Source organism: Lacisediminimonas sp. (assembly GCF_030645335.1).
Taxonomy (GTDB): Bacteria; Pseudomonadota; Gammaproteobacteria; order Burkholderiales; family Burkholderiaceae_D; genus Lacisediminimonas.
This window is the reverse complement of the sequence record NZ_JAUSNH010000042.1, coordinates 38,768-61,414: the sequence shown is the minus strand read 5'-3', so window position 1 is coordinate 61,414 and position 22,647 is coordinate 38,768. Positions and strand designations below refer to the sequence as shown.

Annotated in this window: 20 protein-coding genes and 1 pseudogene; 6 read left to right on the top strand and 15 right to left on the bottom strand. The window is 61.5% G+C overall.

Translation table 11 applies throughout. The features are described 5' to 3' along the window. Positions 1-22: 22 nt before the first annotated feature. The 15 genes from Q7T64_RS03205 to Q7T64_RS03135 all read right to left on the bottom strand — a co-directional run bounded on the left by Q7T64_RS03205 (position 23) and on the right by Q7T64_RS03135 (position 16,701). The gene (locus tag Q7T64_RS03205) at positions 23-1,186 is read right to left on the bottom strand and encodes a phosphatidylserine/phosphatidylglycerophosphate/cardiolipin synthase family protein (RefSeq protein WP_304791049.1); all 1,164 of its coding nucleotides are present in this window, start codon (positions 1,184-1,186) and stop codon (positions 23-25) included. A gap of 72 nt (positions 1,187-1,258) precedes the next feature. Then, the gene (locus Q7T64_RS03200) at positions 1,259-2,065 is read right to left on the bottom strand and encodes an endonuclease/exonuclease/phosphatase family protein (protein ID WP_304791046.1); all 807 of its coding nucleotides are present in this window, start codon (positions 2,063-2,065) and stop codon (positions 1,259-1,261) included. After that, positions 2,062-2,556 carry a dihydroneopterin triphosphate diphosphatase gene (gene nudB, locus Q7T64_RS03195; protein ID WP_304791043.1) on the bottom strand — a complete coding sequence of 165 codons (495 nt, stop codon included), beginning with the start codon at positions 2,554-2,556 and terminating at the stop codon, positions 2,062-2,064. Before nudB ends, Q7T64_RS03200 begins: the two co-directional genes overlap by 4 nt. Positions 2,557-2,655: 99 nt before the next feature. Continuing rightward, the gene (gene aspS, locus Q7T64_RS03190; RefSeq protein ID WP_304791039.1) at positions 2,656-4,461 is read right to left on the bottom strand and encodes an aspartate--tRNA ligase; all 1,806 of its coding nucleotides are present in this window, start codon (positions 4,459-4,461) and stop codon (positions 2,656-2,658) included. Positions 4,462-4,499: 38 nt separating this feature from the next. Further along, on the bottom strand, positions 4,500-5,141 hold the full coding sequence (locus Q7T64_RS03185; protein WP_304791035.1) for a DUF502 domain-containing protein: 642 nt from the start codon (positions 5,139-5,141) through the stop codon (positions 4,500-4,502). A 33-nt stretch (positions 5,142-5,174) separates the two neighbouring features. Further along, positions 5,175-5,531 carry an FmdB family zinc ribbon protein gene (locus Q7T64_RS03180; RefSeq protein ID WP_304791031.1) on the bottom strand — a complete coding sequence of 119 codons (357 nt, stop codon included), beginning with the start codon at positions 5,529-5,531 and terminating at the stop codon, positions 5,175-5,177. A 37-nt stretch (positions 5,532-5,568) separates the two neighbouring features. Then, positions 5,569-7,038: a sodium:solute symporter family protein gene (locus tag Q7T64_RS03175; protein ID WP_304791028.1), complete on the bottom strand. Its 1,470-nt coding sequence runs from the start codon at positions 7,036-7,038 to the stop codon at positions 5,569-5,571. A 106-nt stretch (positions 7,039-7,144) separates the two neighbouring features. Beyond that, positions 7,145-8,716, bottom strand: a complete 1,572-nt coding sequence (gene ubiB, locus Q7T64_RS03170) for a ubiquinone biosynthesis regulatory protein kinase UbiB (protein ID WP_304791026.1) — start codon at positions 8,714-8,716, stop codon at positions 7,145-7,147. Next, positions 8,713-9,288, bottom strand: a complete 576-nt coding sequence (locus Q7T64_RS03165) for an SCP2 domain-containing protein (RefSeq protein ID WP_304791023.1) — start codon at positions 9,286-9,288, stop codon at positions 8,713-8,715. Before Q7T64_RS03165 ends, ubiB begins: the two co-directional genes overlap by 4 nt. 87 nt (positions 9,289-9,375) lie before the next feature. Then, a complete protein-coding gene (locus tag Q7T64_RS03160; RefSeq protein ID WP_304791020.1) occupies positions 9,376-10,323 on the bottom strand; it encodes a Tim44 domain-containing protein in 948 nt (315 codons plus the stop codon). A 9-nt stretch (positions 10,324-10,332) separates the two neighbouring features. Next, entirely contained in the window at positions 10,333-11,067 is a 735-nt protein-coding gene (gene ubiE, locus Q7T64_RS03155; protein ID WP_304791014.1) for a bifunctional demethylmenaquinone methyltransferase/2-methoxy-6-polyprenyl-1,4-benzoquinol methylase UbiE, read from the bottom strand. Between the two features lie 98 nt (positions 11,068-11,165). After that, entirely contained in the window at positions 11,166-11,597 is a 432-nt protein-coding gene (locus Q7T64_RS03150; RefSeq protein ID WP_304791010.1) for a DUF971 domain-containing protein, read from the bottom strand. Positions 11,598-11,603: 6 nt separating this feature from the next. Beyond that, positions 11,604-12,065 (bottom strand): HIT family protein, encoded by a 462-nt coding sequence (locus Q7T64_RS03145; protein WP_304791007.1) that lies wholly within the window; start codon positions 12,063-12,065, stop codon positions 11,604-11,606. A gap of 4 nt (positions 12,066-12,069) precedes the next feature. After that, the gene (locus tag Q7T64_RS03140; RefSeq protein WP_304791004.1) at positions 12,070-16,098 is read right to left on the bottom strand and encodes an FAD/FMN-binding oxidoreductase; all 4,029 of its coding nucleotides are present in this window, start codon (positions 16,096-16,098) and stop codon (positions 12,070-12,072) included. Positions 16,099-16,212: 114 nt separating this feature from the next. After that, on the bottom strand, positions 16,213-16,701 hold the full coding sequence (locus Q7T64_RS03135; RefSeq protein WP_304791001.1) for a YqaA family protein: 489 nt from the start codon (positions 16,699-16,701) through the stop codon (positions 16,213-16,215). 91 nt (positions 16,702-16,792) lie between these two features. Between Q7T64_RS03135 and ilvA the strand changes: the two are divergent. From ilvA to Q7T64_RS03105, 6 genes and pseudogenes are all read left to right on the top strand, one after another. Continuing rightward, positions 16,793-18,337, top strand: a pseudogene (gene ilvA, locus Q7T64_RS03130) (threonine ammonia-lyase, biosynthetic); the annotation flags it as partial. A gap of 101 nt (positions 18,338-18,438) precedes the next feature. Beyond that, entirely contained in the window at positions 18,439-19,272 is an 834-nt protein-coding gene (gene queF / locus Q7T64_RS03125) for an NADPH-dependent 7-cyano-7-deazaguanine reductase QueF (protein ID WP_304790997.1), read from the top strand. 192 nt (positions 19,273-19,464) lie between these two features. After that, on the top strand, positions 19,465-19,938 hold the full coding sequence (locus tag Q7T64_RS03120; RefSeq protein ID WP_304790994.1) for a PTS sugar transporter subunit IIA: 474 nt from the start codon (positions 19,465-19,467) through the stop codon (positions 19,936-19,938). 28 nt (positions 19,939-19,966) lie between these two features. Further along, positions 19,967-20,908, top strand: a complete 942-nt coding sequence (hprK, locus tag Q7T64_RS03115) for an HPr(Ser) kinase/phosphatase (RefSeq protein ID WP_304790991.1) — start codon at positions 19,967-19,969, stop codon at positions 20,906-20,908. 117 nt (positions 20,909-21,025) lie between these two features. Then, on the top strand, positions 21,026-21,883 hold the full coding sequence (gene rapZ / locus Q7T64_RS03110; protein WP_304790988.1) for an RNase adapter RapZ: 858 nt from the start codon (positions 21,026-21,028) through the stop codon (positions 21,881-21,883). A gap of 35 nt (positions 21,884-21,918) precedes the next feature. Next, the gene (locus Q7T64_RS03105; RefSeq protein ID WP_304790985.1) at positions 21,919-22,545 is read left to right on the top strand and encodes an LON peptidase substrate-binding domain-containing protein; all 627 of its coding nucleotides are present in this window, start codon (positions 21,919-21,921) and stop codon (positions 22,543-22,545) included. The last annotated feature ends 102 nt before the right edge of the window (positions 22,546-22,647 follow it).

Genomic DNA, 22,647 nt, shown 5'->3' with positions numbered 1-22,647 from the left:
GCGCGGTCGATCTGGTGCGTTCTCAATTGTATTCCCCCAGCGTAATGACCCGCATCACTGCACGGTAAAGCAGGAAGGCTGCGCCATGCCCCAGCCGCTGCAACAAGGGCCGGTTGCTGAATTCATCCAGCTTGACCGGGCTTCCCTCGGCCAGGCCGGACAGGATGTGCTCGCGCAGCGCGCGGGAAAACTCGGCGTCGCGCACCACGATGTTGGCCTCCTGGTTGACGAACAGGCTCAGGCCATCGCAATTGCTCGAGCCGACCGTCGCCCAGTCCTCATCGATTACCGCCACCTTGCCATGCAACTGGGTCTTGCGGTATTCGACAATATGGACGCCGGCCCGCATCAGCTTCGGGTAATACGAGTGGGCGACGGCGTCCTGCATGGAAAACTGGCCAACACCCAGCAGCAGGGTGACCCGCACGCCGCGGCTGGCGGCGGACTCCAGCGCGGCCCGCAATTTGCGGCCGGGAGCGAAGTACGGCGTCACCAGCAGCACGTCCCGGCGCGCATGCCCGAGCGCGTGCAGGTAGGCACGCTGTATCGTCACCCGGTTGCGAAAGCTGTCGCGCACGATCAGGGCGGCCACGGCTGGCGCATTGTCGGACGGCGTACGGGGGCCGGATGGTCGCATAAGGCCCTCGATGCGCGAGATCAGCGGCAGCTTTCCGAGCCGCGCCCACTGGCCTTTCAACTCACGATCGATCGCGTCCACCAGCGGGCCGGCTATCCTGATCGCAAAGTCCCAGCGCGGTGCTGGCAAGCGCACACTGGGATCGCCGTCATCGACCATGTCGTCGATGATGTTCAGTCCACCCAGGTAGGCCAGATCGGCGTCGATCACGCACATTTTTCGGTGCATGCGCGTGACACCCCGACGAAACCACGGATTGAAGGAGCGGTGCGACACGCCGGCCTGCAGGAATTCACGCTGCAGGATTGCCGACTCCCTGTGGCCGGTACCGAGCCAGTCCGTCACGACATGCACGGCGACACCGCGCCCGGCAGCGCGGATCAGCGCCGCCTTGACCTGGTCACCGGTCGGGTCGAGCGCAAAGATATACGTTTCGAGCCAGATCTCGGAGCGGGCCGCGTCGAATGCCGCGATCAGCGCCGGGAAATACTCATCGCCGCGATGCAGCAGGGTGACGTCATTGCCGGCGGTGTAGGCGATCGCGCGCATCAATGCGACGCCGCGAGGGTGAACGGGCGCATCGCCGCTGCCCTGTGCGCTTGCCCGGGGGCCATGCCGATGTCAGGCAAAGGATGCCGACAGCTTGAGCGTTGCGATCAGCGGCGCATGGTCAGACAGGCGGGCCCAGCGCACGCCGTGCAGTACCTGGGCCGATTCAACCTCGAACCCGCGCACATAGATCCGGTCCAGCTTCAACACGGGCATGGCTGCCGGGAAGGTCCGGGCCGGCTGGATTTTCGGACCGCGGCCGGCCAGCCGGCGCAGGTAGGTGCCGAATCCCAGGCGCGAAAGATTGGTATCGGACACTTCGCGCACTTGCAGGCGGTCGGACAAGGTTTGGCTCAACTTGTTTTCCCAGTCATTGAAGTCGCCCGCGATGATCAGCGGCGCATCGGCGGGCGCAGAACCGGCGACAGCGTCGACCAACGCATCGATCTGGCGCTTGCGGCTGCCGGCAAACAAGCCGAGATGCACCACATAGCAATGGACGTCGGTTTCTTTCACGCGCACCACGCAATGCAGTATCCCGCGCGCCTCGTAGGCGTGGTCGGAAACATCCTGGTTGCGCGAGTGGATGATGGGAAAGTTGGACAACAGGGCGTTGCCATGATGGCCATGATCGTAGGCAGCGTTCAGCCCGTACACGGCGTGTTGATCGTCGCCGGCCAGGAATTCATGCTGGCCTTGCATCGGCCAGCTGCCGGCATAGCGCAGCGCCAGCAGGTCGTGCCGCCCCTGCACTTCCTGCATGAACAGGATGTCTGCATTGAGGGAGCCGATCGCCGTCTTCAGCGCCTGTATGCGCGGCCGGCTGCCAAACGAGGACACGCCCTTGTGGATGTTATAGGTAACGATTTTCAGCTTCATTGGGCCTTTTCATTGCGCATTGCCTGCAAACGCACGGGGAGCTGCAGGATCGCTTCGGCATTGGATGGCGAGAAGCAATGGTCGGCAGCCTCGCGCCACGGCAGCCACAGGCTGCGGGTGTGTTCGAGCGGTGACAGCAATACAGGCACATCACGCGGCACCTGCAAGCTGAATACGTGTTCCACGTTCCTGGTAATGCCGGGCGCGTAGCGATTGCGCCACACCGGATAGATTTCATACACGTTCGACATTTGCCAATCGACCAGGCAGTCTGGTGGCACGTGGCCATCATCACCGATCCGGATGCCGGTTTCCTCATGGACTTCCCGCATCGCCGTGGTGCGCAGGTCTTCGTCCGGGAAATCCTTGGAACCGGTGACCGATTGCCAATACTCTTTGCGGTCTGTCCGTTCGATCAGCAGTACATCGAGTTCCGTCGTGTGGATCACCACCAGTACCGACTCCGGAATTTTGTAGGTGCGTTGTTGCATGGAAGGCCATTTCCGGGAATGACTTGAAATTCGTTGATGCGGCGAAAATAAAAAAGGCGCGAGAAGCTCGCGCCTTGATTATGCCGCACTCTGCCCGGACTAGGATTTCGCGACCGGTTCCGGATTGCGCAGGCGAATGTGCAGTTCGCGCAATTGTTTCTCGTCGACTGGCGATGGTGCTTGCGTCAACAGGCATTGTGCGCGCTGGGTCTTCGGGAACGCGATCACGTCGCGGATCGACTCCGCACCGGTCATCATGGTCACGATACGGTCCAGGCCAAAGGCCAGTCCGCCATGTGGCGGCGCGCCGTACTGCAAGGCATCGAGCAGGAAGCCGAACTTGAGCTGGGCTTCCTCATCGTTGATCTTGAGTGCCCGGAACACCTTGCTCTGGACGTCGGCGCGATGGATACGGACCGAGCCGCCGCCCAGTTCCCAGCCATTGAGCACCATGTCGTAGGCTTGCGCCACGGCACGGCCGGGATCGGTATCGATGAAGTCTTCATGCCCCGGCTTGGGCGCGGTGAACGGGTGGTGCAAGGCAACCCAACGGTCAGCGCCTTCGTCATATTCGAACATCGGGAAATCGACCACCCACAGCGGACGCCAGTCTTCGTCGAACAGGCCATTCTTGCGGCCGAACTCGCTATGACCGATCTTGACCCGCAATGCGCCGATCGCGTCGTTGACGACCTTGGCCTTGTCGGCGCCAAAGAAAATCAGGTCGCCGTCCTGTGCACCGGTCAGCTCGATGATGCGCGAGAGTGCGGCGTCATGCAGGTTCTTGACGATTGGCGACTGCAGGCCGTCACGGCCCTTCGCCTTTTCGTTGACCTTGATGTAGGCCAGCCCGCGGGCGCCGTAAATGGCGACGAACTGGGTGTAGGCGTCGATCTCGGAACGCGGCATGCTGCCACCGCCCGGAATGCGCAGCCCCACCACACGTCCGCCCTCTGAATTGGCGGCGCCGGCAAAGACCTTGAAGTCGACGTCTTTCATTACGTCGGTCAGTTCGGTGAACTCCAGCTTCACGCGCATGTCGGGCTTGTCCGACCCGTACATGCCCATCGCCGTTTCGAAGTTCATGACCGGGAATGGCGACGGCAGCTCCACGCCAAGCGCATTCTTGAATACGGTGCGCAGCATGTCCTCGAACAGGTCGCGGATCTCCTGCTCGGACATGAACGAGGTTTCGCAGTCGATCTGGGTAAATTCAGGTTGCCGGTCAGCACGCAAGTCTTCGTCGCGGAAGCACTTTGTGATCTGGTAGTAACGGTCGAAGTTGGCCACCATCAGCAATTGCTTGAACAACTGCGGCGACTGCGGCAATGCAAAGAATTCGCCGGCATTCACACGCGACGGCACCAGGTAGTCGCGCGCGCCCTCGGGCGTGGACTTGGTCAGCATCGGCGTTTCAATGTCGATGAAGCCGTTGTGGTCGAGGTACTTGCGCACCTCCATCGTCACCTTGTAGCGCAGCATCAGGTTCTTTTGCATCTGCGGGCGGCGCAGGTCGAGCACGCGATGCGTCAGGCGGGTGGTTTCCGACAGATTGTCGTCGTCGAGCTGGAACGGCGGCGTGACCGAAGGATTGAGCACTTCGAGCTCATGGCACAGCACTTCGATCTTGCCTGAAGTCAGGCCGGCATTTGCCGTACCTTCAGGGCGCAGGCGCACGATGCCGGTCACGCGCAGGCAAAACTCGTTGCGCACCGCCTCGGCCGACTTGAAGACCTCGGCACGATCCGGATCACACACCACCTGCACCAGGCCCTCACGGTCGCGCAGGTCGATGAAGATCACACCGCCGTGGTCGCGGCGGCGATGCACCCAGCCGCACAGGCTGACGGTTTGCCCGAGCAGCTTCTCGGAGGTCAGGCCGCAGTATTCAGTTCGCATTGACATGATTTTTCCAGTTCGTATTCTATTCCGGACAGTGCCGGTCAACCCTCGTTCGTTTCGGACTTGGCCGGATCGATGATGTGGGTTTTCTCAAAAAATTCGGGCGACACAACGCCCATCGAGACGATGTATTTCAGCGCCTCGTCGACATTCATGTCGAGTTCGATGGTGTCGCTGCGTAAAACCATCAGGAAAAATCCTGATGTCGGATTCGGCGTGGTTGGCACATACAGGCTGATGTAGTCGCCATGCAGGTGGTTGCGCACGTCGCCGCCGGGCACGCCTGTCATGAAGGCGATGGTCCATGAATTCTGGCGCGGATACTGGACCAGCACTGCCTTGCGAAAGGCATTGCCCGACGAGGAAAACAGCGTGTCCGAAACCTGCTTGACGCTGTTGTAGATGGAGCTGACCACGGGAATCCGCTTGACCAGCATCTCCCACACCAGCACCACCTGCTTGCCGACAAAGTTGTGGGTGGCCAGGCCAGTGACCAGGATCACCAGCAGCGTCAGCAAGGTGCCCAGTCCCGGCACGCTGAAGCCAAACAGCGCGGCAGGCCGCCATTTTTCGGGCAGCAGCAGCAGCGACTGATCCATGGTGCCAATGATCAGGTTCACCACCCAGACGGTAATGGCAAGCGGAACGAGTACCAAGAGGCCCGTGATGAAATATTTGCGCATGGAAAAATCCTGCAGGAGGCTACGGGTTCAGGTTCAGGCGGCAGCGTCGCCGGAGGTGCTCGCCGGTGTGGCCGGTGTGGTACTCGTGCTCGTGCTGGTGCTGCTTTCGGACTTTCCGGCAGTACTGGAGCCGGCGTCACCGGCAGCGCCGGCTTCGCTTGCCGCAGCAGTCGCGGGCGCAACGCCAGTGGCAGGCGGCTTCTTCTGGCCGTCCCGGAAATCAGTCACATACCAACCGGTGCCCTTGAGCTGGAAACCGGCAGCCGTCAGCTGTTTGCGGAAGGTAGGCTGGTGACACTCCGGGCATTCCGTCAGCGCAGGATCGGATACTTTCTGCAGGGCGTCCTTGGCAAAACCGCAAGACTGGCAGCGGTAGGCGTAAATAGGCATGAAGTCCTCGTTCCAAAAAATCGTACAAAACCCTGAATTATAGAGGGTTTTGTCCCGGATCCGAGGACTTTGCCGCAGCGTGCAGCGCCAGCCCGTGGTGCCGGACCCATTGCGGGAGCAATGAACCAGCCAGCATGCCGGCCAGGCTGACCAGCACGCCGACCAATTGCGGCGGCCAGGTTCCCGCCGGCGCAAACACCTCCATCAGGATCCAGCTGCCAAAGCCCAGCAGGATGGCCGCCAGTGCGCCTTGCCGGGTTGCCCGCTTCCAGTACATGCCGAAGGCCAGCGGGACAAAGGCTGCCACCAGCGTGATCTTGTACGCATTCTCGACCATGTGGAAGATGCTGGAACTGGAATTGAGCGCAAAGACGGTAACGATGACGGTAAAGACGAACACCACGGAGCGCATCGTGAACAGGAATTGCCGGTCCGTCTGGCCGGGCCAGATCCCGCGCAGGATATTTTCGGTGACGATGACCGATGGTGCCAGCAGTGTGGCGCTGGCTGAACTCTTGATGGCCGACAGCAGCGCACCAAAGAACAGCACCTGGGCCAGCAGCGGGACATTGTTCATGATCAGTGTGGGCAGGATGAGTTGCGGATCCTTGTCGATCAGCTCGGCAAACATCTTTGGATCGATCAGGCTGGCCGAATACGCCAGGAACATCGGAATGAAGGCGAAGCAGAAATACATCACGCCACCCAGGATGGCGGCGCGGCCGGCGATCTTTTCGTTGGCCGACGAGGCGACCCGCTGGAATACGTCCTGCTGCGGTATCGACCCCAGCATCATCGTGATCCACGCCGCAATGAACCAGAGCAGGTCTCTGGGCGTGGGCGCCGGCCAGAATTCAAACTTTCCGGCGGCATGTGCATGGGCGATCACATTGCCGGCGCCACCCACCATGCCGGATATCTCCCAGCCGATGTACAGCATGCCCAGCACGATGATGATCATCTGGATGAAATCGGTCAGCGCCACCGACCACATGCCGCCCAGCAGCGTGTACAACAGCACGCTGGCTGCGCCAATGATCATGCCGGCTTCCATCGACACATAGCCTCCGGAGACGACATTGAATACCAGCCCGAGCGCCTTGATCTGCGCAGCCACCCAGCCGAGATAGGACACCACGATGCACAAGCTGACCAGGATCTCGACCGTGCGCCCGTACTTTTGCCGGAAATAGTCGCCGATCGTCAGCAAGTTCATCCGGTACAGGGGCCGGGCGAAGAACAGGCCCACCAGGATCAGGCACATCGAGGACCCGAACGGATCGGACACGATCCCGGCGAGGCCTTCCTTGACGAAGGTCGATGAAATGCCGAGCACGGTCTCCGCCCCGAACCAGGTAGCGAACACCGTCGCGGTCACGATATACATCGGCAGCGAGCGACCGGCCAGTGCGAAATCGCGCGAGTTTTTCACCAGGCGCGAGGCATATACGCCGATGCCCAGGGTGACGAGCCAATAGGCGACGATGAACCAGATCAGTGCATTCATGGGATGGTCTTTGCAACGCCAGGCAGGGTTAATCGGTCAGTGCTGACGCAGGATTATAGCCAAGCGATGGCGGGAATTGGTAGCCCGGCCAGCCGCGCCAGCCGGCTCAACCGAGCCAGTAATGCCAGCGCAGCACGAGCTGGACCACCAGCACGCCGAGCAACAAGCCGCCGCCGAAATAAATCGCCGTCGACAGCAGCAAGTTGGTTCGCCGCTGCTCGCTGAGCAACTGCTGCAGCAATTGGTCCTGGCGCGCGTCACCATGCACTTCCCTTGTCAGCGCCTGGTGCGCCAGGCGTGGCAGTTGGGGCAGCAACTGACTGTAGCGCGGCGCTTCGGCGCGCAGCCGCTCCAGCAGGCCGCGCCAGCCAACCTGTTCCTTCATCCAGCGCTCCAGGTGGGGCTTTGCCGTTTTCCACAAGTCCAGTTCAGGATCGAGCTGGCGGCCCAGTCCTTCAATATTGAGCAGTGTCTTTTGCAGCAGCACCAGCTGTGGCTGGACTTCGACATTGAAGCGGCGCGAAGTCTGGAATAGCCGCAGCAGCACCTGTCCGAATGAAATGTCGCGCAGGGGCCGGTCGAAGATCGGCTCGCAACAGGCGCGTACGGCGGCTTCGAGTTCATCGACCCGGGTCTCTTTCGGCGCCCAGCCCGATTCGATATGCGCTTCGGCGACGCGCTTGTAGTCGCGCCGGAAAAAGGCCAGGAAGTTTTGCGACAGATAATCCTTGTCGAAGTCGGTCAGGGTTCCGACGATGCCGAAATCGAGTGCGATATAGCGGCCCAGGGTGGCGGGTTCGATCGATACCAGGATGTTCCCCGGATGCATGTCGGCATGGAAGAAGCCGTCGCGAAAGACCTGTGTGAAGAAAATTTCCACGCCATCGCGTGACAACTTCTTGAGGTCCACGCCAGCAGCCACCAGACGGTCGATCTGCGAGATCGGGATACCGCGCATGCGCTCCATCACGATCACGGATTCGGAGCAGTAGTCCCAAACCATTTCCGGCACGGACAACAGGTCTGAACCGGCAAAATTGCGGCGCAACTGGCTGGCATTGGCCGCTTCCCGCATCAGGTCGAGCTCGTCGTGCAGGTATTTGTCGAACTCGGCCACGACTGCCTGCGGACGAAGGCGCTTGCCATCCGCCCACCAGCGCTCCACCCAGCCGGCTGCGATGCGCAGCAACTGCAAGTCTTCGTCGATGGAGCGTCGCATGCCGGGACGCAGCACCTTGACGGCGACTTCGGCGCCGGTTTTCAGGACTGCGAAGTGAACCTGTGCGATCGACGCCGAGGCCACCGGCTCACGTTCGAACGAAGCGAACAGCTCGTCGGGGTGCGCACCGAGCGAGCGACGGATCTGCTCCACCGCCAGGGCAGACGGAAAGGGCGGAACCCGGTCCTGCAGCAGCGCCAGCTCGTCGGCAACATCGCGCGGCAGCAAGTCGCGCCGGGTGGATAGCACCTGGCCGAATTTGACGAATATCGGCCCAAGTTCTTCCAGCGCCTGTCGCAAGCGCACGCCGCGCGGCGCCGAAAGGTCGCGCCAGAAAAACAGGCCGTCGATGAAGCGCGCCAGGCGCGGCGCGCCCAGCTCGGATACCGCCATGTGGTCCAGGCCGTGGCGCAAGATGACGCGCACGATCTTGAGCACCCGCAGGATGCGGCCGGTCATGCCCGCCCCTTGATCTTGTCGAGCCGCTTGGCCAGCCGCTCGACATCATCGCGCAGCGCACTGACGGCAGCACCGAAGTCCCGCATCGACTGCTGGCGTACCAGAGTCGGATTCTCTTCCAGCAGGTATTCCACCATGTTTTCCATTACGCTTGTGTGCGCCGAACGCGCAGCGTCCCAGCCTTTTCTTGCCGTAGCCGCAATCCGCACGGCGGCAAGGTCGCCGAACAGCCGGGAAAGATCTTCCTCGGCGTCCCAACGCAAATTGTTCATCAATTGCGACAGCGCGCTGGCGAATTCCGCATCGCCCTCGATACGAACCATCGAAAAAGCACGGCTGCGATCCTGCAACAATAGCGGCAAATCGCCCGCCTTGATGAAAATCGAGACATTCGGCGCCAGCGCCGGATCGGCCGGCGACACCGAACCGCCAGCGTCGACCACCAGCCGCAGGTCGGCCACGCCGGCGTCCACACGCGCGATCTTGCCGGCATGGGCGGCCAGGCGCGACTTTTCAACCGGGTCCTGTTCGAGCAGGTGGTTGATGCCGGCAGCAAGTAGGGAAGGTGTCATCAGGGATTGCGCAATAAAAAAACCGCCCGGTCAACGGGCGGTTTCCAGTTTAACAGCTTGCACCTGCCCAACGGGCAGGCGATGCGTTCAGTGCAGCGTTTCCGGATCCTGCGAAACTTGCTGGACGCCGGCAAGCATCCAGCCGCCCTGGCCATTGATTGGCTTTTGCAGGTTCCAGATCTCGGTGAAGGGCGCGGTATTGGACTGCGCGCTTTCGCGGATCAGGCCTTCGAAGCGCACGCTGGCCAAATAGTCAGTGCCCTGCTCCTCGATGCCCAGCTGCTCGGCGTTGACCGACACCACTTCCGTCACATTCTCGGCCGCACCACGCTCCTGGATTTGCATTTTCAGCTCGGCATACATTTCCGGCGTCGTGAATTCGGCCAGGTCCTTGACATCGCCCTTGTCCCAGGCTGCTTGCAAGCGGATGAAATACGTCTTTGCGTGGCGCAGGAAAGCCGGGATGTCGAAATCCGCCGGCACACCATAAGCCACTGCGCCCAGCGCAGGATTGGCCGAGCCGGATGCGCTGGTTTCGCCCTGGAGAGCAGCCGGACGTGCGGATTGTTCCAGTCCCGAACCAATTTCAGGCGTTGAGGACTGTGCCGCGTAGCCGCCAGCATATGCCGGCGTCGGCTGCGCACCGGATTTGTTGCGGGTGAAATACCGGTACAGGAAGAACACTGCACCCGCGATCAGCGCAAAAGTCAGGATCGTGCCGATCATGCTGGCCAGCGCGCCACCCATTCCCAGGTGGGACAACAGCGCACCCAGGCCCAGGCCCAGCAAGGCGCCACCCAACAGGCCGCGCCATGGGCTGGCCGGCTTGGCCGCTGCTGCGCCAGGAGCGGCTGCAGGCGGTGTCGCCTGGCGGGTCGCCTGCTGTTGCTGCATCGGGCCGGCCGGAGCCTTGCCGGCAGTTGTCGACTGGCGGCCGATTGAACCGCCGCCGCCAAGACGCTTGGCTTCCGCATCGGCCACAACGGCTGCCGTGCTGGCAAGTACCAGCATCATTGCAATAAACATTTTCTTCATCAACGTCTCCTAGAATTTGACACCTGTGTGAAGCGCCGCCACACCAGCGGTAAGGTTGAAATACTGTACTTGTTCCAGCCCGGCGTCCTGCATCATCTGCTTCAGGGTTTCCTGGTCCGGATGCATCCGGATCGATTCAGCGAGATACCGATAACTCTCTGCATCGTTGGCAATGCGCTTTCCCAGCCAGGGGAGTACCGAAAAGGAGTACACGTCGTACGGCTTCTTCAGCGGCTCCCACACCTTCGAAAATTCCAGTACCAGCAGCTTACCGCCCGGCTTGAGCACACGCTGCATTTCCGCCAGCGCCCTATCCTTGTGCGTCATGTTGCGCAAGCCGAAGGCAACGCTTACCCGGTCGAAATAATTTGACGGGAATGGCAAACGCTCGGCATCGCACAGCAAGGTGGGGGTCACCAGGCCATCGTTCAAGAGATTATCGCGCCCGACCCGCAGCATCGATTCATTGATGTCGGTCAGCCAGACTTCTCCCGTCGGCCCGGCCTTGCGTGCAAATGCCCGCGCCAGGTCACCCGTTCCACCTGCAATGTCCAATACCTTGAACCCCGGCCGTACACCTGCTTGCGCCACTGTAAACGCTTTCCAGATCCGATGCAGGCCAGCCGACATCAGGTCGTTCATCACGTCATACTTGCCCGCTACCGAATGGAAGACTTCAGCAACTTTATGTACTTTGTCTTCTTCAGCAACCGACTGATATCCGAAGTGCGTGCTATTGGGCATGATGTGCGAGCTGTTTGCGAGGCTGCATTATAAATTGCAGCCCCGTGCTTTTCCGGTGAGTTCTTGCGTCATTACCGAAGAGTTATACAGGAAAATCCTTAATTGCCGCAGCCGTGGCCAGAAGCCGCTGCCACCAGCATGGACAGGTCGCGGCCGGCGACGCGCCCGTGACCGGCATCGTCAAGGCGTTGCAGGTAGTTGTCCCACAGCGCGGGCTGGTTGGTGCCCAGCCAATACAGGTATTCCCAAGAATAAATCCCGGTGTTGTGTCCATCGGAAAAGTGCGGCTGGACCGCATAGTGTCCGACCGGCTCCAGCGCCGTCAGTTCGACCATGCGCTTGCCGGTCTGCAGGGTTTCCTGCCCGGGGCCGTGGCCCCTGACTTCGGCCGATGGCGAATACACGCGCAACAGCTCGAACGGCAATTCGAATTTTTCGCCGCTCTCGAAAGCCAGTTCGAGCACCCGCGACTGCTGCCGCACCGTGATTTCGGTCGGGACCGGCGCCGGACCAGCGGAATTTTGTGACATGGCAACTTACTCCTGGGTCGATGAAAACTGACGGATTATTTCGGCGCGCAAGGCCGGCAACAATGCCTGCCGGCGCGCCCGGGACTGCGCATCGGCATCTGCTTCCTGCTGGGTCTTTTGCCGCCGCGCAGCCCAGACCGCGCCCGGGAAATGGGCGTCATCCGCATAGCGCGGGATGACATGCCAGTGCAGGTGCGGCGTCATGTTGCCCAGGCTTGCGAGATTGATCTTGTCGGGGGACATCACGCGCCGCACTGCCGATTCAAGCGTGCATACGGCGTCCATCAGGTGCGCGCGCTGCGGCCGGGACAGGTCGGTCATTTCGCGCACATGCGCCTGCCAGATGACGCGGCAAAAGCCGGGATAGTCGGCGTCGTCGACCAGCACGACACGCAATTGCCCGTCCTGGAACAATAATTCGCCGCCCGGGCTGGCGCACAGCTCACAACCGGCATCAGTGGTGCTCATTGCCTCATACCAGGATGCGTTCGATGCCGCCGTCATTGGCGCGTGCGACATACTCGGGCAGCCAGTTGGGGCCCAGCAAGTGGCGCGCCATTTCGACCACGATATAGTCTGCGGTGGTGCCGGCGTCCTCGTTGAAACGCGACAGGCCCTGCAAGCAGGATGGGCACGAAGTCAGTATCTTCACGTCGCCGTCGAATCCGTCCTCGCGCAGCCGCCCGGCACCTTTTTCCATTTCGGCTTCCTTGCGGAAACGGACCTGGGTTGAAATGTCGGGCCGGCTGACCGCGAGCGTTCCCGACTCGCCGCAGCAGCGATCGTTTTTCTCGATTTTTTCCTGGGCCGTCGTCACGATCAGCGAATTGAGCGTCTTCAGCGGATCCTGCTGCTTCATCGGCGAATGGCAAGGGTCGTGATACATGTAGCGAACGCCCGCCACGCCCGCCATCTGCACGCCTTTTTCAAGCAGGTATTCGTGGATGTCGATGATCCGGCAGCCGGGGAATATCTTGTCGAATTCATAGCCCTGCAACTGGTCGTAGCAAGTTCCGCAGGACACGATCACGGTCTTGATGTCGAGGTAGTTGAGCGTGTTGGCAACGCGGTGGAACAATACCCGGTTGTCGGTAATGATTTTTTCGGCCTTGTCGAATTCGCCATTGCCGCGCTGCGGATAGCCGCAGCACAGATAGCCGGGCGGCAACACCGTCTGCACGCCGACATGCCACAACATCGCCTGCGTGGCCAGGCCGACTTGGGAAAACAGCCGTTCGGAGCCGCAACCGGGGAAATAGAACACTGCCTCGGTCTCGGCGCGGGTCGTTTTCGGGTCGCGGATGACCGGGACCATCTTGTTGTCTTCAATGTCGAGCAAGGCGCGCGCCGTTTTCTTGGGTAGGTTGCCGGGCATCTTCTTGTTGATGAAATGGACGATCTGCTCGCGCACCGGCGCTTTGCCGTGGGTTGCCGGCGGCGCCTTGGTCTGCGCGCGGGCGAACTTCTTCAACACATCGTTGGCCATGCGCTGTGCCTTGTAGCCCCAGCCGATCATCACTTGCCGCGTGGCGTTGATGGTGGCCGGATCAGTGGCGTTGAGGAAGAACATGGATGCGGCGGTGCCGGGCTTGAACGACTTCTTGTCCATCTTGCGCAGCAAGTTGCGCATGTTCATCGAGACGTCGCCGAAGTCGATGTCGACCGGGCACGGCGTCACGCATTTGTGGCACACGGTGCAGTGGTCGGCCACGTCCTCGAACTCTTCCCAGTGGCGGATCGAAATGCCGCGCCGGGTCTGCTCCTCGTACAGGAAAGCTTCGACCAAAAGCGAAGTCGCCAATATCTTGTTGCGCGGCGAATACAGCAAGTTGGCGCGCGGCACATGGGTTGCGCAAACCGGCTTGCACTTGCCGCAGCGCAGGCAATCCTTGATGCTGCTGGTGATGGCGCCAATGTCGCTTTGCTGCATGATCAGCGACTCGTGCCCCATCAGGCCGAACGAGGGCGTGTAGGCGTTGCGCAAATCGGCATGCAGGCCGCCCAGGTTCAGCAGCTTGCCCTTGTTGAACCGCCCTTCGGGATCGACGCGCTCCTTGTAGAGCCGGAAATCGCGGATCTCGTCTTCGGTCAGGAATTCAAGCTTGGTGATGCCAATCCCGTGCTCGCCCGAAATCACCCCATCCAGCGAACGGGCCAGCGCCATGATGCGCGCCACGGCGGCGTGCGCATCCTGCAGCATCTGGTAATGATCGGAGTTGACCGGCAAGTTGGTGTGGACGTTGCCATCGCCGGCGTGCATGTGCAGAGCGACGAAGACGCGGCCGCGCAGGACCCGCTTGTGGATCGCATTGCACTCGTCCAGCACCAGGCGGAACGCGCCGCCGTTGAATATCTGGCGCAGCCCGTGGCGCAGCTCGCTCTTCCATGACACGCGGATCGTGCGGTCTTGCACGATATCGAACAGGCGCAGGTCTGGCTGCCTGGCCAGGCGCGCATCGATCTCGGGCGCCAGCGTTGCCAGCCCGCGCTCGAGCAAGTCCGCGCGCGCATCCGCCAGCGGCCGATCCAGTTGCGTGAGCAGGTAAGACCAGCGCTCGCGCACCTGCAGCAGCAACTGGTCGGCCTGGCTGACGCGATCTTCCAGCAATTCCGCGGCAGGAATGATCTCGCCTTCGGCATCGTCGCTCTTGCCCAGGGGCAGGTGGCCACGGCGGAAGAATTCGCTCAGCTCATCGACCAGTTGCAGCTTGTTGCGTATCGACAGCTCGATGTTGATGCGTTCTATGCCGTCGGTGTACTCGCCCATGCGGTTCAGCGGGATCACCACGTCTTCATTGATCTTGAAGGCATTGGTGTGCTTGGCGATGGCGGCCGTGCGGGCGCGATCGAGCCAGAATTTTTTGCGGCTTTCCGGGCTGACCGCGACAAAGCCTTCACCAACGTGGGTGTTGGCGATACGGACCACTTCGGAGGCTGCGCGGGCAACGGCTTCGTCGTCATCGCCGACGATGTCGCCAAACAGCGCCATCTTGGGCAGTGCGCCGCGCTTGGACTTGGTGGCATAACCCACCGCCCGCAGGTAGCGCTCGTCCAGATGCTCCAGGCCGGCCAGGATGGCGCCGCCCTGCCTGGTCTGCGCATCCAGGTAATCCTTGATTTCCACGATCGACGGTATGGCCTCACGCGCCTGGCCGAAAAACTCCAGGCACACCGTACGCGTGAATTTCGGCATCTTGTGCAGGATCCAGCGGGCCGAGGTGATCAGGCCGTCGCAGCCTTCCTTCTGGATGCCGGGCAAACCGGCCAGGAACTTGTCCGTGACATCCTTGCCCAGACCTTCCTTGCGGAAGGTACGCCCCGCGATATCCAGCAGTTCGGTGCGAAAAGGCTCGGCCGTCTTGCCCTTGCCAGCCGGATGGGTCCACTCCAATTTGAAGCGCGCCACCGGTACGTCGTGGATCTTGCCGAGGTTGTGCTCCAGGCGGGTGACTTCGAGCCAGTCGCCATTCGGATCCACCATGCGCCAGCTGGCCAGGTTGTCCAGCGCAGTCCCCCACAGCACGGCTTTCTTGCCGCCGGCGTTCATCGCAATGTTGCCGCCGATGCAGGAGGCTTCGGCAGAGGTCGGGTCGACCGCGAACACGAATCCTTCCTTTTCTGCCGCTTCGGCGACGCGCTTGGTGACTACGCCGGCGCCCGAATAGATGGTCGCGTATTCGCGATCGAGCCCGGGCAGGGTCATCATTTCCACCGGCCCCAGTTGCTCCAGCTTCTCGGTATTGATCACGGCCGACAGCGGCGTCAGCGGAATCGCGCCGCCCGTATAGCCAGTACCGCCGCCGCGCGGGATGATGGTCAGTCCCAGTTCGATACAGGCCTTGACCAGGCCGGCCATTTCATCTTCGCCGTCCGGCGTCAGGACCACGAACGGATACTCGACCCGCCAGTCGGTGGCGTCGGTCACATGCGAGACACGGGACAGCCCGTCGAACTTGATGTTGTCGCGCGCGGTATGGCGGCCCAGCACGCGAGTGGCCCTCTTGCGCAAATCCCAGGTGCGCCGGAACTCGTCGGCAAATTCGGCAACCGCGGCTTGCGCCGCCTTGAGCAGGATGCCGACGTTGATGCTGCGGGTCTCGGCCTCCGGATCGGCGGCATCGGCGACGTCGGTCGTGACGCGTCGCTTCTCGACTTCGCCCAGCCGGTGATACAGCGCGTCGATCAGCGCGTGCCGGCGCTTGGGATTGTCGAGCAAGTCGTCTTGCAGGTACGGATTGCGCCGCACCACCCAGATGTCGCCGAGCACTTCATACAGCATGCGCGCCGAGCGCCCGGTCTGGCGCACTGCGCGCAGCTTTTCCAGCAAGTTCCAGGCATCGTCCCCCAGCAGGCGGATCACGATCTCGCGATCGGAGAACGAGGTGTAGTTGTAGGGGATTTCGCGCAGCCGCGAACGAGCTTCCTGCACCCCCGTGGAAGGGTCGTGGAGGCCGTGTGGGTCGTCGGACAACAATGCGTCGATTTTGGCGGGAGCGTTCATCAATGGGGAGGCGGACAGCACTAAAAGAACATTCTAGCGTATCGCAGTGCACAAACTGGCAACAGCCCTACCGCCAAAGTGTGCACTGTCGTGCGCAGGCCGCGGCAATCTGGCTCAGAACAATCGGCCGATCCAGCGCCAGAAGTCGTCCGGCACATACAACAGCAGGATCGTCATGCTGAGGTAACGCAGCAGCTTGCCGATGGCCATGTAGACCACGCACGGCCAGAAAGGCAGCCGCAGCCATCCGCCCAGCAGGCATAGCGGGTCGCCGATTCCCGGCAACCAGGCCATCAGCATTGCCTTGGGCCCGTAGCGCTGCAGCCAGTGGAACCAGAACGTGGATCGTTCGCGGGCAAACATGCGCTTGGCGCCCGCTCCCATGCCGTAACTGATGACGCCGCCCAGGGTATTGCCCAGGGTTGCCACACCGATCACCGGCCAGAACAGCGACGCATTTGCCTTCACCACGGCAAAAACCGCCGGCTCAGAACCCATCGGCAACAATGTGGCGGAAAGGAAACTGATGACGAATACCGAACCCAGTCCAACGCTGGGAACGGCAAGTACGGCGAGCAACCATTCCACGGCAGCGGCAAGCATGGGATCGGCGGGTTCCTTTCATGAATGAGGTCCGGCAACAGGCGTCCATTATAATGACCGGTTACTTTCGACGGCTTTTCGTCGTTCGGACACCCTGGCAAGCGGACAGCACATGAGCGTTGATTACCTGAAGAAAATCCTCACGGCACGGGTCTATGACGTCGCCATCGAGTCGCCCCTCGACCCGGCGACCAACCTGTCGGCGCGCATGGGCAACCGCATTTATTACAAGCGCGAGGACATGCAGAGCGTGTTCAGCTTCAAGCTGCGCGGCGCCTACAACAAAATGGCGAACCTGCCGCCGGCGCAGCTTAAGCGCGGCGTCATCTGCGCGTCGGCCGGCAATCACGCACAGGGCGTCGCCCTGTCGGCGCGCAAGCTCGGCTGCCGCGCCGTGATCGTGATGCCGACCACGACGCCGCAACTGAAGGTGGACGCAGTCAAGGCGCGCGGCGGCGAGGTCGTGCTGTCCGGCGACTCGTACAGCGATGCCTACCAGCATGCGCTGGCGCTGGAAAAGAAACTGAAACTGACCTTCGTCCACCCGTTCGACGATCCGGACGTGATTGCCGGACAAGGAACGATTGCAATGGAAATACTGCGCCAGCATTCTGGCCCGATCCACGCGATTTTCGTGGCGGTCGGCGGTGGCGGCCTGATTGGCGGCGTTGCGGCCTATGTCAAGGCAGTGCGTCCGGAAATCAGGATCATCGGCGTGCAAACCACCGACTCCGACGCCATGACGCGCAGCCTGAAGGCGCGCCGTCGCGTCACGCTGCACGATGTCGGGCTGTTCTCGGACGGCACCGCAGTCAAGACCGTCGGGGAAGAGACATTCCGCCTGGCCCGCAAGTATGTCGATGAAATGATCCTGGTCGATACCGATGCGGTATGCGCGGCAATCAAGGACGTGTTCGAGGACACGCGCAGCATCCTGGAGCCAGCCGGCGCGCTGGCCGTGGCCGGCGCCAAGGAATACATCGAGCGCTCGCGCAAGACGCGCACGCCGGTGCGCGACCAGACCCTGGTCACCATCGCCTGCGGCGCCAACATGAACTTCGACCGTCTGCGCTTCGTTGCCGAGCGGGCCGAAGTCGGCGAAGCGCGGGAAGCGCTGTTTGCAGTCACCATTCCGGAACAGCGCGGCAGCTTCCGGCGCCTGTGCGAGCTGATCGGGTCGCGAAGCGTCACGGAATTCAATTACCGTATCAATGACGAGCGCAAGGCGCATGTTTTCGTCGGCCTGCAGGTCGCCGGCCGCGACGAGCCCGCGCAACTGGCCAAGCATTTCGCCAGGCAGGGATTCAAGACGCTGGACCTGACCCACGACGAGATGGCCAAGCAGCATATCCGGCATCTGGTCGGTGGAAAGAGCCCGCTGGCGCAAGACGAATCACTGTACCGGTTTGAATTTCCCGAGCGGCCAGGTGCGCTGATGCGCTTCCTCGACAGCATGGCGCCGAACTGGAACATCAGCCTGTTCCATTATCGCAACCAGGGCGGCGACGTCGGTCGCGTGCTGGTGGGCCTGCAAGTTCCGAAAAACGAGAAAAAAGAATTGCAACAAGTACTGGTCTCGCTCGGTCTCAAGTTTCAGGATGAAACGCAAAATCCGGTGTACCGGATGTTCCTGTAAATGCCGCGATACCGGGTTCGATCCCGATTGTCCCCGCCGGCGGTTTGTCGGTTGCACCGACTGCCGGCATCGGCTTGCCGATGCGCACTGTCATGAGCGAAATGCCACAAGAACGAAACCAGTCCCCGCTGGGCAAGCCCAGCGCCTATGGCGGCGCATACGATCCGTCGCTGTTGTTCCCGATGCCACGCGCCGGCAAGCGCGCCGAGCTGGGCCTCATCGGCACGCTGCCGTTCTTCGGCGTCGATATCTGGAATGCCTACGAAGTGTCATGGCTGAACTTGCGCGGCAAGCCGCAGATCGCCATTGCGACGATCAGTGTGCCCGCCGACAGCGCCAGCATCGTCGAATCGAAATCCTTCAAGCTCTACCTGAATTCCTTCAACCAGACGCGCCTGGGCGGCCCTGAAGCCCTGCGCGAGGTGCTCAGCGCCGACTTGTCCGATGCATTCGGCAGCACCGTGCAGGTAACACTCACCTTGCCCGGACAGTTCGGCAAGATGGCATTCGACGAGCTCGACGGCATCCTGCTCGACCGGCTGGATATTGAAGTCGACAGTTACGCGCCCGACCCGGTCCTGCTGCAGGCAGCGCAAGAGCAAGTTCCGGTGGAGGAAACGCTGGTTTCCCATTTGCTCAAGTCAAATTGCCTGGTCACCGGCCAGCCCGACTGGGGCAGTGTCCAGATCCGCTACGTCGGTGCGCAGATCGACCAGGAAGGCTTGTTAAAGTACCTGATCGGATACCGCTCGCATAATGAATTCCACGAGCAATGCGTCGAGCGGATCTTCATGGACATCCTGCACCAGTGCAGGCCGCAGAAATTGTCGGTCTATGCCCGCTACACACGACGGGGTGGACTGGACATCAATCCGTGGCGCTCGAATTTCACGACGGCACACCCGCCGTCCAATGCCCGTACCGGCCGGCAGTAATCAATCAAGCTCTTCTGACAATTGCTAATTGTCATGACGGCACGAGGATTCAAGCTTAAAGTTTTGGCTTTCAATCGAACATGTGGCTGAAAAATTAATAGGTCAACCCCATGCCGCCAAAACAATTCTGGCGTTTACCTGCGCGGATTAAGCCTATAATTCGGTCGAAAGCCACTTATTGTGCAGCGCATCATGACGCATCTTAGCCAAATCCTGCCATTGAAGAATGTCGTTCTCGACCTGGACGTGTCCAGCAAAAAGAGGGCGTTCGAACAGGCTGGACTGATTTTCGAGAATAATTTCGGCATCGCCCGGTCGACGGTGTCGGACAACCTGTTCGCCCGGGAACGACTCGGGTCGACTGGCCTGGGCCATTCCGTAGCCGTGCCGCACGGACGGATCAAGGGATTGAAGGCGCCACTGGCTGCTTTTGTCCGTCTCGCCGAGCCCATCCCCTTCGAGTCTCCCGACGGGCAACCCGTCAGGCTGCTGGTTTTCCTGCTGATCCCCGACCATGTCACGCAACAGCACCTGGAAATCCTGTCCGAGGTGGCGGAAATGTTTTCCGACGATGGTTTCCGGGTCGGCCTGGCCGGCGACCCCGACGCAGCCAGCGCCCATGCCCGCATAACAGGATGGCAACCCAGCATCCAGCATGTCGCATAATCGGGCCTTTGCCCGGGCACCCTGACCCATGCCGCTCACCACCCCCCTTTCAATACAGCAGCTTTACGACGACAACCGTGAAGCCTTGCAGCTAGGCTGGTTTGCCGGCTTCCCCGGTGGCGAGCGCCAGATTTCCGGCGATGCCGCTTCTGCTGCCGACATGATCGGTCACCTGAACCTGATCCACCCCGGACGCATCCAGGTGTTCGGCCATCAGGAGACCGACTATTACCGGCGGCTCTCGCCTTCGGCGCGCGAACACCAGACCGCCGAACTGGTCGCCGGCGAGCCGCCTGCCTTCATCATCGCGCAAGGGCTGGAAACACCCGCCTATATCCTGGCGATGTGCGACGAAAAGAATATCCCCTTGTTTTCGACGCCGCTGGCTGCGGCACAGGTGATCGATTACCTGCGTGTTTATCTCTCCAAAAAGCTGGCCCAGCGCGTCACGATGCACGGCGTGTTCATGGACGTGCTCGGCGTGGGCGTGCTGATCACCGGAGAATCGGGGCTGGGAAAAAGCGAACTGGGCCTGGAGCTCGTTTCGCGCAATCACGGCCTGGTGGCGGACGATGTGGTGGAATTCGCCCGCATTGCGCCGCACATGATCGAAGGGCGCTGTCCGCCGCTGCTGCAGAACCTGCTTGAGGTGCGCGGCCTGGGATTGCTCGACATCAAGACCATCTTCGGCGAGACCGCAGTGCGCCGCAAGATGCGCCTGAAACTGATCGTGCACCTGGTGCGCCGAAGCACGCTGGAAGAAAACTACGAGCGCCTGCCGCTGCATTTGTACACCGAGGATGTGCTCGGACTGCCGATCCGCAAGGTGGTGATCCCGGTCGAGGCCGGCCGCAACCTTGCCGTGCTGCTTGAGGCTGCGGTGCGCAATACCATCCTGCAGTTGCGCGGCATCGACACGCTCAAGGACTTCATGGAGCGGCAGCAGCACGCCATGGGCGATGAAGACTAGCCGGCACTCAGGCAGCTAGCGACCCAGGCAAGCCGGGCATCCCAAGCAGCCCAAAGCGACCCGCAAACAGCAACAGCCCGCGGGCCGGCGTCGCGCTGCTTGCGGTATCATCACGGCATGCGCATCATCCTCATTACCGGTATCTCGGGCTCAGGCAAATCAGTGGGCCTGAACGCACTCGAAGATGCCGGCTATTTCTGCGTCGACAATCTGCCGCCGTCCTTGTTGCGCGCGCTGGTCGAGACCCGCAGCCAGGAAGGGGACCGGACGCTGGCTGTCGCCGTCGACGCCCGCAGCGCCGATTCGCTGGCCGGCCTGCCGGCGGACATCCGCTGGCTCCAGCAACAGGGGCATGATCTCAAGGTCTTGTTCCTGACCGCCAAGACAGAATCGCTGATCACCCGCTTTTCCGAAACCCGCCGCAGCCATCCGCTGTCGCACCGCGTGTCCACGCCCGATGGCAAACAAGCTACGCTGGTCGAATGCATTCATGCGGAGCGCGAGATGCTCGCGCCAATCGAGGGTCTGGGCCATCTGATCGACACTTCGGGCGCATCAGCCAACAAGCTGCGCGCATGGATTCGCGACCTGGTCGCCTCCGACCGGGCGCCATTGACGCTGCTATTCGAATCGTTTGCGTACAAGTTCGGCATACCGCTGGACGCCGACCTGGTATTCGACGTGCGGGTGCTGCCCAACCCTTATTACAACCTCGCGTTGCGGCCGCTCACCGGCCGCGACCAGCCCGTCATCGACTTCCTCGATGCGCAACCCGAAGCGGCCGAGCTGCTGGAAGATATCCGGCAGTTCGTCGACAAATGGTTGCCGGCCTTCAAGAACGACAATCGCAGCTACCTTACCGTTGCCGTTGGCTGCACCGGCGGCCAGCATCGCTCCGTTTATATGACTGAATCGCTTGCCCGCCACTTCGAGGACAAGGCCCGCGTGCTGTTACGGCATCGCGAGCTCGCCTGAAGGCGGCGCCCTTCCCACGACTGCCGCCGCCGACCATGTCCGCCGACCCGCACTGGATTTCACTGTTCCCGCTCAATACCGTACTTTTCCCGGACGGCGTGCTGCCCTTGCGGGTGTTTGAAACGCGCTATATCGACATGGTGCGCGATTGCATGAAGAGCGAACAGCCCTTTGGCGTCGTGCGAATACTGACAGGTTCTGAAGTGGGGCGTGCAGCCGAGCCGGACGATGTCGGCTGCATTGCCAATATCGACGAGTGGGACATGCCGGAAATGGGTGTGCTGATGCTGCGCACCATCGGCGGCCAGCGCTTTCGCATCCTGGAAAAGCGGGTTTTGAACGATCAGCGGCTGCAAGCGCGGGTATCGATGATCGACGAAGATCCGGCGACGCCAGTTTCAGCGTCCCATGCCAGCTGCGCGGCGGCATTGAAGTCCATCATCGACGAGGTCAACCAGAAAGGCCAGGCAGAACAAGGCGCTGACTTCATCAGCCCGTTCAGCGATCCGGCCAGGCTGGACGATGCGGGCTGGGTCGCCAACCGCTGGTGCGAAATCCTGCCGGTGCCGCTGCTGGCAAAGCAAAAACTGCTGGAACTGGAGGATGCACAAGGCCGTCTGGCCATCGTCCACCAGTACCTGCAGCAACACAAGATTGTCTGAGCTTGCCTGGCTGTCGGCCCCCACCACCACACTCCCGCCTTTTCCAGCATTGCACCAGACGTCAGGGTAACAATGGGTGCAAGAGTTGCGGCCGACTGGTCG